Origin of the sequence: Halomicronema sp. CCY15110, from assembly GCF_016888165.1 — a bacterium.
Classification (GTDB): Bacteria; Cyanobacteriota; Cyanobacteriia; order Phormidesmidales; family Phormidesmidaceae; genus Halomicronema.
In genome coordinates this window covers 16,539-34,656 of record NZ_JACSWC010000328.1, presented here as the reverse complement: position 1 = coordinate 34,656, position 18,118 = coordinate 16,539, and the positions used below count along the sequence as shown (strand labels likewise).

Sequence of the window (18,118 nt, the reverse complement as noted above, 5' to 3'; positions counted from 1 at the left end):
CAACTCTCGATACTGGTAGGTTGAGCGAAGTCGAAACCGGATTGAACGGGTACTTTATTTAGTTGCAGATCCCTAAGTCCGCAGCCATCCCCCGTCCCCCCGAATATGGATGTGCGGTAAACGGAATTTTGTGGGCAAGAAAATAGATGCCCAACCCCATGAGTACCATACCCAGGAAGAAGTAGAGCGATCGCATAAGCGTCAATTCCGACAGCTAGATCCTGCGGAAGCAGAGGCAACGCGCTCTGTAACATGCCAAAAGGCTGCCGATGCTGGCTGGAGTGCTCAGCATCGGCAGTATCAAGCAGTATTAAAGCGATTTCCCAGCCATCAAGAGACCGATCAGGCTGCCAGCGTCTACCCATCACTCTTAGCTGATGGGGGAATTAAACCGGGACACTACCCGCCGTCGCAAAGGCGGCATGAGTTGCGCCTGACGCGATCGCGGCTGCATCATTCAAGCTCAAATCGGCGACATCGACGCCCTCGATACAGGCGTCGGCCAAATTGGCTTGGTGCAAGTTAGCACGATGTAGCTTGGCATCCGATAGGTTGGCCCCTTGCAGGTCAGCCTGCGCACAGTCGGCTAATTGCAAATCAGCCCGAATGAGGCTACTGCCATCGAGCTTGGCTCCGGTCAAAATCGCGCCGACAAGATTGACTTCCTCTAACTGAGCGCCACTGAGTACAGCATTCGTCAGGTCGGCATTAGCGAGATTGGCGTAGCGGAGATTGGCCTGGGTGAGATCCACCCCTTTCAAATTGGCTCCACTTAAATCAGCCTGTCTCAAATCGATGCCACTGAGCTGGCGGTAACTCAAATCAGTGCCATGCAAGATTACCCCAGCAAAATTGCGATCGCCGCGACTGTATTCACGTAAAAATTCTCGAACATTCATGATAATGACCTCAAAATGTGATTTCTTACATTCTTCAAAGTTGATTTTTGATAACTTTCTGCCAGAAAATCTTGACGCTGAGGATAGGCATTATCTTAGAACTCAGCGGGGATCTACAAAAAATGATGAAAACCAATCTCAACACTTGTATCGTCGCAAATTCAAAGATACTCGTGGTCATTTATTCACACTCTGAAAAGAAGTCCCTCAGGCAGCCAATATTCTTCTCTTCAGAGGATTTTGTCGGCACTGGGCCGCAAGGAGCCGCCACCGCAACCCGCAGTGAGGTGCAGCGCGGCAAGGCAGTCAAGCTCCTTATTCCAAGCTGAGTTCGGGAGCAAGATGCAGAAGAACTTTCAGAGTCATCCGCAGGCTAAATCCCTGCCATTGAAGGGGTGTCCGCCGGACAAAGGGACCTGTCAGCGGCCCACCCACCCCATCGCGTGCATCCCAGGCGGGGAACGTAACCAGGTTTGGCTTAACCCGAACGGACGTTTATTCCACAGCGTGGGAACGCACGAAACCATCTGTACAACGCTACTATCCTTACGGAGCCCATGCAGGGAGGTAACGGCATCGCTTTAGGGTCACTGGCGAGCACAACAATTCAGCTCACTCAATCAAGAGTCGCCCAGCAGCAGTGCTCTCGGCCCGACAGACTCAGGAGCTAGGTCGCTCTGGTGCCCCATTGAGAGACCAGCGATAGTCAATTTTGAAACCTAAGCGATCGCAATTTTCCTCGAGCTGGCGCTGTTGTGACAGGGCTTTGCGCAGGGTGATGATTAGTTCGTTGACGTCGCCTTTGAGGCTGGGATGCTCGTAAGCGGCAAAAAAGGTTTGCTGCTCCAGGAGTCGCAACAGCAGCTCATAGTGAACATGGGACGGTAATGGAAGCGGCTCATTCATTGAGAAGCAAAGCCTGTTAAATAATAATCGGAATGGATTAGGCGTAGAGGGCCGCGATCGCCTGGGTAACATCAGCCTGTCGCATCAGCGACTCACCCACCAAAACGCCTTGGGCTCCCGCCTGCCGAACAGTGGCAATGTCCTCTGGCCGTTGAATACCGGACTCACTAATCACAAACAGCTCTTTCGCCTTAAACTGATCACGACGCTGCTCTAAGAGCTGCTCGGTGGTCTCTAAGGTAGTGACAAAAGTTTCCAAGTTCCGGTTGTTGATGCCAACTAGATGAACAGCATCCATTGCCAGTACTCGGTCTAATTCTTCTAAGGTATGTACTTCTACCAAAGCGCGCATTCCCAGAGCCTGGGCAATTTTGGTGAAGTAACGTAAATCTTTGTCACTCAAAATGGCGGCGATGAGCAGCACCGCATCGGCCCCTTTCACGCGGGCTAAATACATCTGATATGGATAAACGATAAACTCTTTGCAGAGAATCGGGAGTTCCGTCGCCGCCCGCACCGCTGCTAAATAGTCAAAGCTGCCCTGAAAAAAAGTCTCGTCCGTCAGCACGGAAAGACAGGCAGCCCCAGCGGCTTCATACGCTTGAGCAATCGCCACTGGATCAAAGTCTGCGCGAATCACGCCCCGACTCGGTGACGCTTTTTTCACCTCGGCAATCAGCGCCGGAGAGCGATCGCTCTGCTGTAGGGCCGCCAAAAAGTCACGCGCTGGTGGTGCACTCAGGACCTCGCGCTGCAAGTCAGCCAAAGAGACTTGCTGCCGCAGCCGCGTCACCTCTTTTTCTTTTTGCCAAACGATTTTTTCCAGAATATTTTGGGGCTCGGCACCCGGTGCCTTAATTCGATAAGTCAGACTTTGCACAGATACCTCAGGATACGGAGACCGGCGGCGAATTTCCATGGAGACAAGCTTTATGCACTAACGACAGCCCGCTTAAAGGCTTCATCCATCACTTCTGAAAGTGTGGGATGAGTATGAACACAATAGGACAAAGCTGTGACGGTTTGCCCCTGAGCGATCGCATTTGCCGCTTCTTGAATCAGGTCAGAAGCATGGAGGCCGATGATGTGAGTGCCCAAAATTTCACCCGTATCCTGGCGATAAATGACCTTGGCTAAACCATCGGATTCGCCCTCGGCCAGTGCTTTGGAGTTGCCCTTGAAATAGGTTTTTACCGTCGCAATGGCAAACCCTTGCTCATCGGCATAGGCTTTGGCTTGGGGCTCAGTCATGCCGACAAAGCTGACTTCGGGGTGGGTAAACGCCGCCGCCGGAATGCTGCGGTAGTTCACGGTACGCGACTCGCCACAAATATTGTCGACGGCCACCACGCCTTGGGCTGACGCGGTATGGGCCAACATCATCTTGCCGGTGGCATCCCCAATTGCCCATAAGTGCGGCACGGGCTTGCCGTCGCGCACGACCCGGAGCTCATCATCAACGCTGATAAAGCCCCGGCGATCGGTTTCCACCCCCACGCGCTCTAGGCCCAAATCCTTCGTGGCCGGAATGCGGCCCGTTGCCACCAGGCAAGCATCCACTTCCAGTACATCCACCACTTCTTTGGTTTCGCGATCGGCCAATTCGATCACCACTGGCGACCCTGGGGTGACTTTCATCGCCAACACCCCCGCCCGCGTTTCCACGGGACGCGAATTAATGAGCACGCGCTGGGCAATTTTGGCAATGTCGGGATCAAAGGTCGGCATGATCTGATCAATGGCTTCGATAATGGTGACCTCAGAGCCCAAAGCCGTGTAAACGTCGCAAAATTCTAGGCCGATGTAACCACTGCCAATGATGGCAATCCATTCTGGCAACCATTCCAATTTGACGGCAGCGTCACTGGTGAACACCGTTTTATGATCAATTTCAATCCCCGGTGGCACAAATGGGATGGAACCGGGCGATAGCATGATGTCTTTGGCCGTGATGGTTTGATCGCCCGCTTCGGTCGTGACGACCACCTTTTGTTCGCCCGCGACGCGGCCCCAACCGCGAATCGTATCCACACCTAGACGGGTCAAACTATTGGTTAAGTCACCTTGGATCTTACTGACCAGATTGTTGGCATGGCCCGCGATCGCGGCCCGATCAAACGAGACGCCACCGACTTGAATGCCGAGTGCTTCTAAATGATGGGTGTCTTGCATCTCGCGGACGCGACCGGACGCGGCGAGCAAGGCTTTAGAGGGAATGCAGCCGCGATTGACACAGGTACCGCCCATATCAGCGGCTTCAATGATGGCGGTTTTGAGCCCCCGACGCACGGCGTGAATAGCCGCCCCATGGCCCCCGACCCCCGCACCAATAATGACCAAATCGTAGTCAAAGGCTTGACTCACAGCTTTCTCCTCAGCAATCGTAGCGAACTCTAAGGTATCGTTTTGCGGACTCTCTGTGGGAGATTCGCCCTCGCGCAAAACGGCCCTTACCTATCTTGACGAAGGAGGGCAGTTAAGACAAGCTCCTAGAAATTTCCACATCTGGGTAACCTGAGAATAGTCTCCAGCGGCAATGCTCTAGCTTGGTGCTTGACATCAACTCGTTGCCGCTCATGGGTACAAGTGCGATCGCCTTGCCATCAATTCTGAACCCGCATTGTTTGACTTCCAGCTGGGGCTTACAGCCATGAATCATCAGCCACAAGACAGTCGTCGTCAGGCCGCCCGAAACTTCGTCAATGCCCTGGATGAGTTAGAGACCGTACTGAGCTCCAACGCTTCAGAATCGGGAAACAACGAACCGTCCAGCCTTGATCACGCACCATCCCCACCGGAGTCTAGCCCGGCCTCTAAAACAACTCCCCATGACTCTGAAGACTTAGGCCAACTGCTCGACGAGGCGGTGCAGGATATTGAACACTTCATGACCGAAGCCGACCCCTCACAGGACAATATCTGAAGCGCCGGGATGTGTCTTAATTGCGTCACCCCAGGTGCTGACGCTGACGCACCGCTTCAAACAAAATGACGGCGGCCGCCACGCCCACATTTAAGGATTCGACATCATTCATCATCGGAATGGCGATCGCATGATCGGCGGCGGCGATCGCCTCAGGCGACAACCCTGCGCCTTCATTGCCGACCACCAGCACCGTCGGGCACGTGAGGTCAACCTGCCAGTAGGGTACGGCTCCGGTGGCCGCCGTCGCGAGAATCTGACACCCCTGCTCCCGCCATGCAGACACTTGGGTTAACAGGTCATGGCCGACTTGCTTACGCAGCCGAAACCATTGCCCCGCTGAAGCTCGCAAGACTTTCGGGTGAGTTAGATCCACACTATTTGGGCTGAGCCAGATGCCGTCACCGCCCGCTGCCGCTGCCGTCCGCATTAGCGTCCCCACATTGCCGGGGTCTTGAATGTCTTCCAGGGCTAAGCCCAAGGTGGGGTGATGAATGGTCGCAGTCACGGTGTCACTGGATGCGATCGCGACCACACCATCCGGAGTCTGCGTAGTGGCGATCGCCCCCAGCACCTCCGGGCTCACCGTTTCCTGGCGGTCAGTGCCTTGACTCAACTGCTCCCATAAGGCCGGATGTCGCGCTTGCCATACAGCAGTCGCACACACCGCCTGCAACGGATATTGGGTCGCGATCGCCGCCTGTACTAAATGCGTTCCTTCCAACAAAAACTGCTGTTGCTGCCGCCGATACTTGGCTTGATGCAGCTTGCGCAAGGTTTTCACCCAAGGATTCTTCAGACTTGTCAGCACAACGGCTCCATCCGCAATTGCCAATAGCTTACAAAAAACTAATCACTCCAGCGTGCATTCATCAAATATTACAAATCTGTGAACATCGCGCCAAACGAGCTAAATGACTCATTTGCAGTGCTAACCAGAGTCATAGAAACTTTTTAATTGAAATATGCGGAACCCGGGACTTGAACCCGGAAGTTCTTGCGAACACTAGAACCTGAATCTAGCGCGTCTACCAATTCCGCCAGTTCCGCTAACTGGAATTGCAGCATTTAGCAGCTTTTCAACCCGCTACCTACCGCAGTCTTATACAGTGCCCTAAGAGGAGGCGCTTCGTCAACTACCCTGGCCAAAAATCAATCCTCCTCGCAATTGACCCACCGCAAGGATTATCGATTTGGTCAGCGCAAAATTTCCAGAAAAATGGTTGAATCAAGTAGAATTTAGACGAAAATTTACATCTGAGTTGTTCCGCTCAGGTTTTGGAGGATAAGCCCATCGTTACAGCCACTGGTATTACACAGATGTCCAATTCCCCTGAAGCAGACAACTCGGTTTTAGAGATCTGGGGGCAACACCCGCTAGCCGGTCACGTTTCGATTAGTGGAGCCAAAAATTCCGCCTTGGTCGTCATGGCTGGGATTCTGCTCTGTTCTCAACCCTGCCGTCTGCGCAACATCCCCAACCTCGTTGATGTCCACCGCATGGCGGCAGTGTTGACCGCCCTCGGCGTCAAAATCAAGCAGGAAGACGACTGTTGGGAGCTCGATCCCAGTGATATCAGCCACACTCGCGCTCCTTACGAGATCGTGAGCAAATTGCGGGCAAGCTTCTTCGTCATCGGGCCATTGCTAGCGCGTATGGGCGTCGCCCGCATTCCCCTACCGGGGGGATGCGCCATTGGCGCACGGCCTGTGGAACTGCATGTCCGGGGCTTGCAAGCGATGGGAGCCAATGTGCAAATCGAGCATGGCACCGTACATGCCTGCATTCCTGGCATTCGCAAACGGCTGCAAGGGGCCAATATTTATTTGGATTACCCCAGTGTGGGGGCCACCGAGACGCTGATGATGGCCGCGACCCTAGCGGAAGGGGATACCGTCATCGACAATGCCGCTCAAGAACCTGAAGTTGCTGATCTCGCAAATTTTTGTCGGGCCATGGGGGCTCGCATTCGGGGTGTCGGCACTAAGACCTTGACAATTTCTGGGGTGCCCAGCCTCCACAGTACCGATTATGCGATCGTGCCCGATCGCATTGAAGCAGGCACCTTTCTAATTGCTGGCGCGATTACGCGATCGAAAATCAGTGTATCGCCCATCGTTCCCGAACAATTGGGAGCCGTCATCGCTAAATTGCAGGAAGCGGGTTCGCAAATCGTTGTGGAATCGCCGAACCGCATCTCCTTAATCCCAGGGGATGAAATTCAAGCGACTGACATTCAAACCTTGCCTTATCCGGGCTTTCCGACTGACATGCAAGCCCAGTTTATGGCCTTGATGACCCTGAGCAACGGTAGCAGCATGGTCACTGAGACCGTTTTTGAAAATCGACTCCGTCACGTGGCTGAATTCAGCCGGATGGGGGCTAATGTCCGGGTGAATGGCAACTGCGCCATCATTCAGGGGGTGCCCATGCTTTCCGGTGCGCCAGTGATGGCCACTGACCTGCGGGCGTCGGCGGCCCTAGTGCTGGCGGGACTCGGTGCTCAAGGCAAAACCGTCATGAGTGGCTTGCAACACTTAGACCGCGGCTACGAACAGCTCGAACGGAAACTGACGAAGCTAGGAGCCCGGATCACCCGCATCGACGGCACGACTGGTCAGGTAGCCGAAACCAGTGAAGAAATCACTGCATCGCGTCGATCGCGGTAAGCTCCACGGTGACTAGCAAGCCTCGTTCTCGCCCAGCTCAGCAGCCATTGCCGAGCTGGGTTCTTGTTCTCAGCGTGAAACCTGGAGTCACTGCTTAGGTTGCGATCGCCCTAAAATGCCAAGCCCCCTTATGCTAAGAGGGTTTCACCTTTCATTTTTGCTATACCTGCGGCACTTTCAGGCTGAGGACAGCCGCAAACACCTCATCGCTGAAAATCAACCCTATAGCCTAATCAGCCTGGGTGGTCAGGGCGCATTGCCTTGCGGGACTCTGCTCCAGTGATTATTTAGCCGAGACGATCGACGGATAATCCGGTGCTACCTGCTGCGTTGCCGCCCCCGCTTCTAGAGCTTCCACAAAATGTCGGACGCGGATCGGATCAATGGGCTGCTGAATGTCACCCTTGCGCTTTAACGAGCTGGCCACAATGACCCCATCGGCTGATTGCATCAGCCTGCCAATGTTTTCCCAACTTGCGCCACTACCGATGAACACTGGAATATCCTTAGCTGCGGCTTTGGCGAGTTCCAAATCTTCCAAACTGGGGGGGCTGCCCGTGGCCCAGCCCGAGAGAATAATGCCATCGGCCAAACCGCGATCAATCGTCTCTTGCACTGCCGTGGTGAGATTAGGCGATCCGAGGGGACGCGCATGTTTTACTAACACGTCGGCCAGAATCTTGACATCACTGCCGAGCTCCCGTCGATAGCGCAGCAGCTCATAGGCACAGCCTTCAATCAGACCCTGATCGGTGGCCATGACGCCAGTCAACACATTGACCCGAATAAACTGAGCATTGCCGCAGGTCGCGATCGCTAACGCGCTGCGGGCGTCATTGCGCAAGACGTTAATGCCGATTGGCACCGCCACGAGCTGCTGTAGGCGCTGCACGATCAGGCTCATGGCACTCACCACCGCCGGATCTACCTGCCCCTTAGTAAATGGGGCATCAAAAAAATTTTCCACGATGATGCCATGCACCCCGCCAGAGGCTAACGCAGTGGCCTCTTGCTCAGCCCGCGCCATTACCTGTTGCAAGTCGCCCCCCCACTGAGGAGACGTGGGTAAGGGCAGCAAATGGACAACCCCAATGACTGGCGTTGCGGTCTTAAAAATTGTCGTTAAGCTCACGTGAAATTGATCTCGAATGCGAAAACAAAGTCGCTAAACAGCCAAGATGGCGCAACCACCACCTTACACCTTGTGCCTTCCCCAATTTACCCTAAGCGCTCTCATTCTTGGGCGACCATTTTGGCAGTGGCCGGACTTTGTCTTAGGATATTTTCACAAATTTTGATCAAGGTCTTATGATGAAGGTTTGCATGGACTAATGCGACAACTCGGCTGCAAGCAGATGCACACGATGTCGCGACAGTTGTCTTTAGCCAAAATTTTGACTGTATACATGAGTGTTGTCACTGCCCTATGACTGCTGCCACTGCCCAACCCACGATCGCTGTCACGCACCTCGGCTGTGAAAAAAATCGGGTCGATACCGAGCACATGCTGGGGTTGCTGGTGCAGGCTGGCTATGGCGTTGATGCCAATGAAGAATTAGCCGATTACGTCATCGTCAACACCTGTAGCTTTATCGAAGAAGCGCGGGCCGAGTCGGTGCGGACGCTGGTAGAGTTGGCCGAAGCCAAGAAAAAAATTGTCATCACGGGCTGTCTGGCGCAGCACTTCAAAGATGAGCTGCTGGACGAGATTCCGGAAGCGGTGGCGCTCGTGGGTACGGGCGACTACAACAAAATTGTGGATGTCATCCAGCGGGCGGAAGCGGGCGAGCGCGTGAAGGAAGTTTCGGCAGAGCCAACTTACATTGCTGATGAGACGGTGCCGCGTTATCGCACCACCGCTGAGGGCACGGCCTATCTGCGCGTGGCCGAAGGCTGTAACTATCGCTGTGCGTTTTGCATCATTCCCCATCTGCGGGGCGATCAGCGATCGCGGCCCATTGAATCCATCGTAGCCGAGGCCAAACAACTCGCGGCGGAAGGGGTGCAAGAGTTAGTCCTGATTTCCCAAATCACGACCAACTACGGCGTCGATCTATACGGTCAACCCCAGCTAGCGGAGCTGCTCGATGCTCTAGGTGAAGTGAATATTCCCTGGATTCGGATGCATTATGCCTATCCGACCGGGCTAACGCCGAAAGTCATCCAGGCGATCAAAGACGTGCCCAACGTATTGCCTTATTTGGATTTGCCGCTGCAACATTCCCATCCCGAAGTGTTGCGAGCGATGAATCGGCCCTGGCAGGGTCGCGTCAACGATGACATCATCCACCAAATCAAAGACGCCCTGCCGGAAGCTGTCATGCGCACCACCTTCATCGTCGGTTTCCCCGGCGAAACGGACGAGCAGTTTGAACATCTCGTCGAGTTTGTGCAGCGCCATGAGTTTGATCATGTGGGCGTGTTCACCTATTCCGCTGAGGAAGGGACTCCGGGAGCGACCATGCCCAACCAAATTCCCCAGGCTGTGATGGATGCCCGCCGCGATCGGCTCATGCAAGTCCAGCAACCAATTTCTCTCAAGCGCAATGAGGCGGAAGTTGGCAAAGTGGTTGACGTGCTCATCGAGCAGATGAATCCAGGCACTGGCGAGATGATTGGGCGATCGCCCCGGTGTGCGCCCGATGTGGATGGTCTGGTTTACGTTAAAGGCGAGGCCGCCCTCGGCCAACTCGCCAAAGTTCGCATCGACGCGGCTGACGTCTACGATCTCTTTGGCACAGTTCTTTGATCAGCTTTGGTCACTCAAGAATTCAAGTTTGGTGACAAGAGAAATGCGCTTAGGGCGCAAGGCGGGCTTTTTTGAGGCGGTTGTCTTCGTACCAGGTGGCGATCGCGGGCACCCAGGCTTGAAAGTGGGGCCAAATTTCCTCGCACATTTTTTGGGCTTCCAGTTGGGCGTCGGCCTTCCAGCGGAGATCGAGCAGGTGCATCAGCGATCGCGGGTTAGCCGACATCACCCAATGCTGCCGCACGTCAAAGGGAATCAGCCCCCGTGCGTGTTCTTCGGCAAACCCGGCATCAATCTTGGCCTTGTAGCGGTGGCACGCTTTCAGACACCAATCGAGATCTTGCTGACGCTCCTCAGCGGTGTATTCATATTTTTTGCCCTGGCGATCGCTGTAAGCCCCCACTGGCCGCAGATAAAACACCTCGTCAATCTCGCGTTTGCCCTCAACGACATCTAAAATTCGGCTGCCCGTGTAGCGAAAGCTCTGCACATCGAAACTCACGCCGACTCGGTGAGTCCGAATTTGCTGCATCGTGCTGTGGGGAAACCAGCCCACGTTCAGCACAATTTGGGGATGTTCCAGCGGCCCGTAGTGTCCCCGTCCCCCTTTCAGGAGATTTCTGATGACGAGTTCACCCGCCTTGGCTTCGCTGGGCCAGGTGTCGCGCTCGTGAGCCACAAAACCCTCGGCGTAGTCCTGATGCATGGCAGCGTAGATGGTTTGCTGAGGATTAGGGGTTTGCGAAATGACCTCAACGGTAAAGCGATCCATGGGCGTTCGGGGGATGAACAACGACAAAGCAGTAGAAAGTCTGTCGAGACAGACATCCCTAAGTGCTTCGTTAGGCTACCCTGATCCGGTTCATTTTGAGATCGTTTCCCAGTTTGTTTTAAGGCTCAACATACTCTACCGATCGCGATCGCACAGGCGTTTGGATGGCTTGCGGTTTGGCTTTGAGGGGCGTGATCGCCGGTTGTCCGGCGGGCAGTTGTGGTTTCGGCTGCAGCGCTTTTAGCCCTTCCACCAGGGCCACGCGCACAATGGGCTCCGACTCGTGAGTCAGCATGACGCGAAAACAATCCACCAAGTGCGATCGCACCGTCACGTCCGTGCCCGGCAAGTAAGGGGCAGCGCTCGCATCAGAACTCAAGCACCAGTGCAGCAGCGATCGCACAGCTCGTAGCCGTTGCACCGGATCCGCCGCCGACAGCTCATCCCAGGTTGACCCCAGACGATCCGCCGTTGATGGTGGCTGGGAAGAGGAGGTTGGCGTCGTCGTGGACAGCCCATTGACTTCTTTGAGGAAAAAGAGCAGATTGCCCGCCCCCAATCCTAATAACGTGATCGCCGCCCAACTGCCCCCGAGCTGTGACCAAGCAGCGGCAAATCCGTAGGTCGTCACAAAGGCCAAGGTGCTTGCAAGTAGGGGCGTCTGGCCCAGTCGAGAGACCCGGGTACAGACCTGCTGATACAGCGGTTCCACTTTTTCCCAAGGCAGGCGATCGCCCGACGCCAGGAACTGATACGTGAGCGTGCTGGTGGCGATCGCTAAAAAAATCTTGCTGTCGGCCATCGCCCCTAACCAAGCCACCAAAAACCAGCGACCATAGCGATTAAAGGTCGCACTATTTTGCTGATAGAGGGCGATCGGCACTGCACCGAGCTGTTGACTCAAAGGTTTTACAGACGCAAACATTGGCGGGTCAGAAAATCGCTGGGCCACGGCGGATACACGGGATAAAACGGTCGAACTGCAAGCACGGTGCTCAGTCTAACGTCTGACTTGGCAAAAGCGTTAAACCGTCACCTCAACAGTATTAAACACCTTGGGTGGGATTGCAGCCCCTAACAGAGCATTCATACAAAATAAAAACTCTGTCCGCTCCAATACCTAATCGTGACGGGTGGCGCGATCTTCCTGCCCACGCCACCCGTCACGATTGATCTTCATAACCGCTCTGTTTACGGCTGTCGCTGGCCTCATCAACGGCCCACGATCACCAGTCATCCCTAGCTGGCAAAACGGAGCAATTAAAACCTATTTCGTATTGAGCAATCAGATTGGACATCAGCGTCCTAGTCTCGGTTTTAAGGCCCAGCCAGCGAGTGGCGTAAGGCGATTGCTCAGTCGAATTGTGTCGTCTGCTCAATTGCGAGAATTACAAATTTAAAGTTTTCTGGACAGGGCTGTATTACGCGTGTAGTATTGACCCAGATACGCAATTGTGTAGGTGCATTCCCGCGAGAATGCTTCATGTGGAGACTGATACCATGCATAATCAGTTCATTCAGATTCGCATCCAAATTCGCAACGTTGGCCATGCTGCCATCGGATGCCTGATTGACGGACTGGTTGATGTGGTAAACGGCCTCTTAGGGCATACCCCACAGCCGATTAATCGGTATCTGCCGCTTGAACAACCGCGATTGGGTCGTGGCACTAGCGAGCGGATCTGGCGGCTGGGTCGCCAAGGTCTATTACTGCGCCTCCAAGGCGGTTATTTGCCACGAACTGGCGAGCTTTGGTTGCAAGGATAACTCCTCTCATTTCAATCAGCGGCTGCTGACGCTTCTTCCGTTCGCGTTCCGTCGGAAGAGGTTTATCTACAGTCGCACGGTATATGGCTCCCAGCGATCGCTGCTGGGGAAACTGGTGATTTTGCATCAGGTTCAGCGCGATCGCCACCAGCAGTTTTTCCCATTGCGGAGAAGCGTTGTTGCCATGGACGCCGCGCTCTCAGCCTTGAGGCGAGCGCCGCGAGTGGACCGGGCGCAGTCATACCGGATGGGGTTGACCGAAGAGATTTTGTCGATTTTTATTTCTTTATACTTTGGGTGTCTCCATGTTGAAAGTGACTTACACCGACACTGGATTGCATTTGGAATATCGTCCTGAACCGTTGAGTCAGGTGCTCAGTGATCGAATGTATACCTATGCTCGGGCACAACGCCCGCTGACCATGCAGCCGATCGCGGCCAACATCCCGCTGGCGGCGACGCTGGTGCAGACGTTAGCGTGGGCACAGCTACAAGACTTTGAGCTGACCCGCTGCGATCGCGACTGGTTTGAGGTGACCTTATCCGGCCTATGGCTGACGGAAGACCCGGCGGCTGAGACCGGGATCTTTCTCACTGAGTTAGATATACGGCTAGAACAGCGGTTGCTGAGCCTCTGGCAATGGTCGCATCAATGCCAGTCCCAACAGCTGAGGGTCTAATTTGAGGAGTGACCGGATGAACTGTACTCAGGGTGGGCGATCTCGGGGTTGGGCCATCGCGAGTCAACTCACTTTCCTAGCGGCGGGCCTGGTGGGCCTGACGGCTTGTGCTGAAAGGACGACGTCACCGCCGTCGTCATCCTCGATCGCGGCGGCGGTGCCCAGCGCATCGGTAATGGACGAGGCGGCAGTGCTTCCTGCCCCGGTGGAACATCACACCTACGCGCTGCCAGGCAGTGTGGTGCAGGTGGTGATGGTGCCACCACAGAGTGGTCACGAAGTGGCGGTGGCGTGGTCGGGTGAGCTCGCCACGCTATCGCAGCAATCGCAGACGGCTGGAGCGATCGCGGCCATTAACGCGGGCTTTTTTGATCCGCAAAATGGATTGACGACTTCGTACGTCATGGTGGACGGGGCGATCGTGGCAGATCCGCGACAGAATCCTCGGTTGATGGAAAATCCCGATTTGCAGGAGGTATTGCCCGCGATCCTCAATCGCTCGGAATTGCGGATTTATGACTGTGAGGACGGCGTGCAGTACGACATTGCCACACACGCCGCACCCGTGCCAGACCGTTGCACGCTGGCTGGTGCGGTGGGCGCGGGGCCGCAACTGCTGCCCACCCTCACAGGCTATGAAGAGGGCTTTTTGGCCGATAACGATGCGGGCGAAACGGTACGGGATGCCCTGGGGAGTCAGTGGCCTAATGCACGTTCCGCCGTGGGACTCAAGGCCGATGGCACGGTGGTGTTGGCGAGCGCCACCCAACGGCCTGAGACCGACCAGCCTACCGGACTCACCCTGGCGCAGATGGCCGACTTTTTAGCGAGTTTAGGAGTACAAAAAGCGCTGAATCTTGATGGCGGCAGTTCCACGGGCTTGTATTTCAACGGTCAAACCTACTGGGGCAGACTCGACTCAGCGGGGGAACCGATTGAGCGACCGATTAAGTCTGTTTTAGTGGTCCGTTAAACCCGTTGTGCTAGAAAGAACGGCTCTCAACGAGGGTGACATCGTGAGCCACAGGTCAATCCTGCTCATAGACATTCCGCTCACCTGACCCACAGGAAGAAAGCCTGCGGGTTATAGTGTTAAGAACTGTTGCTACAACAGTGTTTGACGTGCTGGGTTTTTCACTATGCCTCGGTCTTCCTCCTCTACTGAAGCTGATTCTCAAGCAGATGTGAATAGCCACAATGGTCATCACGCGGATGCGGCGATCGACGATGATCTGATTCGGGTGCGGGGAGCCCGCCAGCACAACCTCAAGGACATTGACCTAGAACTGCCGCGCAATCAGCTCATTGTGTTTACCGGAGTCTCCGGTTCCGGCAAGTCTTCGCTAGCCTTTGACACGATCTTTGCAGAGGGACAGCGGCGCTATGTGGAGTCGTTGAGCGCCTATGCCCGCCAATTTTTGGGGCAGGTGGATAAGCCAGATGTAGATGCGATCGAGGGCTTGAGCCCCGCCATTTCCATTGATCAAAAATCAACGTCCCACAACCCACGCTCCACCGTGGGCACGGTCACCGAAATTTACGACTACCTGCGGCTGCTGTTTGGGCGAGCGGGGGAACCACACTGTCCCCACTGCGATCGCTCCATTTCTCCCCAAACCCTCGACCAAATGCTGGATTTGGTGATGGAGTTGCCGGAGCGCACGCGCTTCCAGATTTTGGCTCCGGTGGTGCGCGGCAAAAAGGGGACGCACCAAAAGCTGTTATCGGCCCTAGCTGCCGAAGGCTTTGTGCGGGTGCGCATTGACGGCGACATTCGCGACCTCAACGACAATATCGAGCTGAACAAAAACCACGCCCACACCATTGAAGTGGTCGTTGATCGGTTGGTGATCAAAGGCGATCTCCAAGAACGCTTAGCCGACTCCCTGATCACTTGCCTCAAGCGGTCTGGCGGCATTGCCGTCATTGACGTGTTGCCAGAGCGCAAGGCCGAGGCGGACAACAAAGTAGTGCCCATTGGGGCCAGTAAAAACCTGTCCGATCGCCTGCCCACGGCGGCGGAAAAAGGCGGCAGCTACGGCGTTCAAGAGCCGGAGCCAACAGCCCCGCCAAAGGAACTCGTTTTTTCCGAAAATTTTGCCTGTCCTGAGCACGGGGCCGTGATGGAAGAGCTGTCGCCCCGGCTGTTTTCCTTCAACTCGCCCTACGGGGCCTGTCCCCACTGTCACGGCCTGGGTAGCTTGCGCACCTTTACCCCCGAACTGGTGGTGCCAGATCCCACCTTGCCGGTCTACGCCGCGATCGCCCCCTGGTCGGAAAAAGATAATACCTATTATTTTTCTCTGCTCTACAGCGTCGGCCAAGCCTTTGGCTTTGAGATTCAAGACCGCTGGGAAACCCTGACCCCGGAGCAGCAAGACATCATTCTGCACGGTTCCCAAGAAAAGATTTACATCGAAACGGACTCGCGCTATCGGGAGAAGAAAGGCTATCACCGCACTTTTGAAGGGGTGCTGCCCATGCTGGAGCGGCAATATCGGGAAGCCTCGTCCGAAACCTACAAGCAAAAGTTAGAAAAATATCTGATTGATCAGCCCTGTGAAGTGTGCCACGGGGCGCGGCTCAAGCCTGAGTCCTTGGCGGTACGCATGGGGCCTTATGGCATTGACGACCTCACCGATGTCTCCGTGCGGGAGTGCTTAGAGCGCATCAAAAAATTGGTCGGAGAAGCGGATGGGACGCCGTTATTGTCATCGCGTCAGCGGCAAATTGGCGAATTGGTGCTGAAAGAAATTCGGGCGCGGCTGCAGTTCATGCTGGATGTAGGGCTGGACTATTTGACGCTGCACCGCACCGCCATGACCCTCTCAGGGGGCGAGGCCCAGCGCATTCGCCTGGCGACGCAAATCGGCTCGGGACTGACGGGAGTGCTGTACGTGTTGGATGAGCCGAGCATTGGCTTGCACCAGCGCGACAACGATCGCCTACTCAATACTCTGCGCCACCTGCGTGATATCGGTAATACGCTCATCGTGGTCGAGCACGATGAAGACACGATTCGCGCGGCGGATCATTTAGTGGATATTGGACCGGGCGCTGGCGTTCATGGCGGCCGCATTGTGGCCGAGGGCGATTTGGCGACGTTGTTAGCGGCGGAAGAATCCCTCACCGGAGCCTATTTGTCAGGCCGTCGCACCATTCAAACGCCGCCGGAACGGCGTCAAGGCAACAAGCGATCGCTGAAGCTGATCAACGCCCATCGCAATAACCTGAAAAATATTGACGTTGAGATTCCCCTCGGCAAGCTGGTATGTGTGACGGGGGTATCGGGTTCGGGCAAATCCACGTTGGTGAATGACCTGCTGCACAAAGCGCTGATGCACAACTTCGGCAGCAAAATCCCCTTTCCCAACCAGCTGGAGAAAATTGTCGGCCTGAAATCCATTGATAAGGCGATCGTGATTGATCAGTCGCCGATTGGTCGCACGCCGCGATCGAATCCGGCCACTTACACTGGCATCTTTGATGTTGTGCGCGATCTCTTTGCCACCACCGTTGAGGCGAAAGCGCGGGGCTACAAGGCGGGGCAATTCTCCTTCAATGTGAAGGGGGGGCGCTGCGAAGCTTGTGGCGGCCAGGGCGTCAACGTGATTGAAATGAACTTTTTGCCGGATGTGTATGTGCAGTGTGAGGTGTGCAAGGGGGCGCGCTACAACCGCGAAACGTTGCAGGTGAAATACAAAGGCAAAACGATCGCCGATGTGTTGCACATGACGGCGGAAGAAGCGTTGGCATTCTTTGAGAATATTCCGAAGGCGGCGACGCGGTTGCAAACGATGGTGGATGTGGGCCTGGGCTACGTCCGACTAGGACAAACCGCCCCCACCCTGTCTGGGGGCGAGGCCCAACGGATGAAACTCGCCTCTGAGCTCGCGCGCCGGGCCACGGGCAAAACCCTGTATCTCATTGATGAACCCACCACCGGGCTCTCGTTCTACGACGTGCATAAGCTGTTGGATGTAGTGCAGCGGTTGGTTGATAAAGGGAATTCGGTGCTGATGATTGAGCACAATTTGGATGTCATTCGCTGCTCGGATTGGATCATTGATTTGGGGCCAGAGGGGGGCGATCGCGGCGGCGAAGTGATTGTGGCCGGGACGCCAGAACAGGTGGCCCAAACCCCCAATTCCTATACGGGCAAGTATCTGTCGCGAGTTCTGGAACACCATGCAAAGTAGGTGATGGCGGAGCGGCAACTGGCCCCGTCAGGCATCTGTTCCAAAGAGTTTCAGCCACTGCTGGGCGAAGGCGAAATTGAGGGCGATCGCGCAGCCGCCAAACAGTAAAAAGCTTTCGCCACCAGCGGTGAAAAACGGCCAAAAGTGTTGGGCAATGGCCGAGCTCGCATCCACTTCAGCGAGACCGCGAACCAGGGTAAAGGCCAGCACCACACCGCTCCGGAGCTGCGGGTTGTCATCTTGGCGAATCGCGTAGCGATAGGTCAAGGCAAATAAGCTACCGGAGAGGGCCGCGATCTCGCCATTCACCAACAGGGTCAAATTTGCCAGACTCCACCCGCCCCGGAGCCCAGCCCAACTCACTTCAGCCTGGGCATAACGACTCAGCAGCAGCCAGGCGAGGCCAATGAAGCCAGCGACAAGGCCGCCCGCGATCGCCACTTTGGCTGACTCGATACGCTCGGCGGGGGTAAAGGGTGAAGGATGTGGCATTGTGCAAATTGCGATGTTTCCGTAGGGGCTTTGTCCTATGATGGTGGATGCACTGTGAATT

At 55.3% G+C, this 18,118-nt stretch carries 17 protein-coding genes and 1 tRNA gene; 7 read left to right on the top strand and 11 right to left on the bottom strand.

Going from position 1 to position 18,118, the window contains the following annotated elements:
- The 5 genes from JUK32_RS15765 to lpdA all read right to left on the bottom strand — a co-directional run.
- Positions 1-365 (bottom strand): hypothetical protein (locus tag JUK32_RS15765; protein WP_204139821.1); only part of this gene is annotated, 365 nt, incomplete at its 3' end.
- A 21-nt stretch (positions 366-386) separates the two neighbouring features.
- Entirely contained in the window at positions 387-899 is a 513-nt protein-coding gene (locus JUK32_RS15760; protein WP_204139820.1) for a pentapeptide repeat-containing protein, read from the bottom strand.
- A 660-nt stretch (positions 900-1,559) separates the two neighbouring features.
- Entirely contained in the window at positions 1,560-1,805 is a 246-nt protein-coding gene (locus tag JUK32_RS15755; protein ID WP_204139819.1) for a DUF5340 domain-containing protein, read from the bottom strand.
- A 37-nt stretch (positions 1,806-1,842) separates the two neighbouring features.
- Complete coding sequence (gene trpC, locus JUK32_RS15750) at positions 1,843-2,724, bottom strand: indole-3-glycerol phosphate synthase TrpC (protein WP_204139818.1); 882 nt, start codon at positions 2,722-2,724, stop codon at positions 1,843-1,845.
- A gap of 11 nt (positions 2,725-2,735) precedes the next feature.
- Entirely contained in the window at positions 2,736-4,169 is a 1,434-nt protein-coding gene (gene lpdA, locus JUK32_RS15745) for a dihydrolipoyl dehydrogenase (RefSeq protein WP_204139817.1), read from the bottom strand.
- Between the two features lie 286 nt (positions 4,170-4,455).
- Here lpdA and JUK32_RS15740 point away from each other — a divergent pair, with 286 nt between their 5' ends.
- A complete protein-coding gene (locus tag JUK32_RS15740) occupies positions 4,456-4,728 on the top strand; it encodes a hypothetical protein (protein WP_204139816.1) in 273 nt (90 codons plus the stop codon).
- Positions 4,729-4,753: 25 nt separating this feature from the next.
- Here the strand turns inward: JUK32_RS15740 and JUK32_RS15735 are convergent, their stop codons facing one another.
- Together JUK32_RS15735 and JUK32_RS15730 are read right to left on the bottom strand one after the other, a co-directional pair.
- Positions 4,754-5,539, bottom strand: a complete 786-nt coding sequence (locus JUK32_RS15735; RefSeq protein WP_204139815.1) for an RNA methyltransferase — start codon at positions 5,537-5,539, stop codon at positions 4,754-4,756.
- 155 nt (positions 5,540-5,694) lie between these two features.
- Positions 5,695-5,778 (bottom strand) — tRNA-Leu (locus JUK32_RS15730).
- 270 nt (positions 5,779-6,048) lie between these two features.
- Between JUK32_RS15730 and murA the strand changes: the two genes are divergently transcribed.
- Entirely contained in the window at positions 6,049-7,398 is a 1,350-nt protein-coding gene (gene murA / locus JUK32_RS15725; RefSeq protein ID WP_204139814.1) for a UDP-N-acetylglucosamine 1-carboxyvinyltransferase, read from the top strand.
- 283 nt (positions 7,399-7,681) lie between these two features.
- On the opposite strand, the gene btpA is transcribed toward murA, so the two are convergent.
- Positions 7,682-8,530, bottom strand: a complete 849-nt coding sequence (gene btpA, locus JUK32_RS15720) for a photosystem I biogenesis protein BtpA (protein ID WP_204139813.1) — start codon at positions 8,528-8,530, stop codon at positions 7,682-7,684.
- Between the two features lie 294 nt (positions 8,531-8,824).
- On the opposite strand from btpA, the gene rimO reads away from it, so the two are divergent.
- Complete coding sequence (rimO, locus tag JUK32_RS15715; RefSeq protein WP_204139812.1) at positions 8,825-10,147, top strand: 30S ribosomal protein S12 methylthiotransferase RimO; 1,323 nt, start codon at positions 8,825-8,827, stop codon at positions 10,145-10,147.
- A gap of 49 nt (positions 10,148-10,196) precedes the next feature.
- Here the strand turns inward: rimO and thyX are convergent, their stop codons facing one another.
- Positions 10,197-10,919: an FAD-dependent thymidylate synthase gene (thyX, locus tag JUK32_RS15710; protein ID WP_204139811.1), complete on the bottom strand. Its 723-nt coding sequence runs from the start codon at positions 10,917-10,919 to the stop codon at positions 10,197-10,199.
- Between the two features lie 118 nt (positions 10,920-11,037).
- Positions 11,038-11,823 (bottom strand): hypothetical protein, encoded by a 786-nt coding sequence (locus JUK32_RS15705; RefSeq protein WP_204139810.1) that lies wholly within the window; start codon positions 11,821-11,823, stop codon positions 11,038-11,040.
- 596 nt (positions 11,824-12,419) lie between these two features.
- On the opposite strand from JUK32_RS15705, the gene JUK32_RS15700 reads away from it, so the two are divergent.
- The 4 genes from JUK32_RS15700 to uvrA all read left to right on the top strand — a co-directional run bounded on the left by JUK32_RS15700 (position 12,420) and on the right by uvrA (position 17,565).
- Entirely contained in the window at positions 12,420-12,686 is a 267-nt protein-coding gene (locus JUK32_RS15700) for a hypothetical protein (RefSeq protein WP_204139809.1), read from the top strand.
- A gap of 305 nt (positions 12,687-12,991) precedes the next feature.
- Positions 12,992-13,366, top strand: coding sequence for an alr0857 family protein (locus JUK32_RS15695; protein ID WP_204139808.1), 375 nt, complete (start codon positions 12,992-12,994; stop codon positions 13,364-13,366).
- 16 nt (positions 13,367-13,382) lie between these two features.
- A complete protein-coding gene (locus tag JUK32_RS15690) occupies positions 13,383-14,339 on the top strand; it encodes a phosphodiester glycosidase family protein (RefSeq protein WP_239112718.1) in 957 nt (318 codons plus the stop codon).
- A 166-nt stretch (positions 14,340-14,505) separates the two neighbouring features.
- Positions 14,506-17,565 carry an excinuclease ABC subunit UvrA gene (gene uvrA / locus JUK32_RS15685; protein ID WP_204139807.1) on the top strand — a complete coding sequence of 1,020 codons (3,060 nt, stop codon included), beginning with the start codon at positions 14,506-14,508 and terminating at the stop codon, positions 17,563-17,565.
- Positions 17,566-17,592: 27 nt separating this feature from the next.
- On the opposite strand, the gene JUK32_RS15680 is transcribed toward uvrA, so the two are convergent.
- The gene (locus tag JUK32_RS15680; RefSeq protein WP_204139806.1) at positions 17,593-18,057 is read right to left on the bottom strand and encodes a hypothetical protein; all 465 of its coding nucleotides are present in this window, start codon (positions 18,055-18,057) and stop codon (positions 17,593-17,595) included.
- Positions 18,058-18,118 lie beyond the last annotated feature (61 nt).

What these genes read in the sequence shown, in the direction of transcription:
- JUK32_RS15760 (WP_204139820.1), bottom strand. Translation starts at nt 899, where the DNA reads ATGAATGTTCGAGAATTTTTACGTGAATACAGTCGCGGCGATCGCAAT.
- JUK32_RS15755 (WP_204139819.1), bottom strand. Translation starts at nt 1,805, where the DNA reads ATGAATGAGCCGCTTCCATTACCGTCCCATGTTCACTATGAGCTGCTG.
- trpC (WP_204139818.1), bottom strand. Translation starts at nt 2,724, where the DNA reads ATGGAAATTCGCCGCCGGTCTCCGTATCCTGAGGTATCTGTGCAAAGT.
- JUK32_RS15740 (WP_204139816.1), top strand. Translation starts at nt 4,456, where the DNA reads ATGAATCATCAGCCACAAGACAGTCGTCGTCAGGCCGCCCGAAACTTC.
- murA (WP_204139814.1), top strand. Translation starts at nt 6,049, where the DNA reads ATGTCCAATTCCCCTGAAGCAGACAACTCGGTTTTAGAGATCTGGGGG.
- rimO (WP_204139812.1), top strand. Translation starts at nt 8,825, where the DNA reads ATGACTGCTGCCACTGCCCAACCCACGATCGCTGTCACGCACCTCGGC.
- thyX (WP_204139811.1), bottom strand. Translation starts at nt 10,919, where the DNA reads ATGGATCGCTTTACCGTTGAGGTCATTTCGCAAACCCCTAATCCTCAG.
- JUK32_RS15700 (WP_204139809.1), top strand. Translation starts at nt 12,420, where the DNA reads ATGCATAATCAGTTCATTCAGATTCGCATCCAAATTCGCAACGTTGGC.
- JUK32_RS15695 (WP_204139808.1), top strand. Translation starts at nt 12,992, where the DNA reads ATGTTGAAAGTGACTTACACCGACACTGGATTGCATTTGGAATATCGT.
- JUK32_RS15690 (WP_239112718.1), top strand. Translation starts at nt 13,383, where the DNA reads ATGAACTGTACTCAGGGTGGGCGATCTCGGGGTTGGGCCATCGCGAGT.
- uvrA (WP_204139807.1), top strand. Translation starts at nt 14,506, where the DNA reads ATGCCTCGGTCTTCCTCCTCTACTGAAGCTGATTCTCAAGCAGATGTG.
- JUK32_RS15680 (WP_204139806.1), bottom strand. Translation starts at nt 18,057, where the DNA reads ATGCCACATCCTTCACCCTTTACCCCCGCCGAGCGTATCGAGTCAGCC.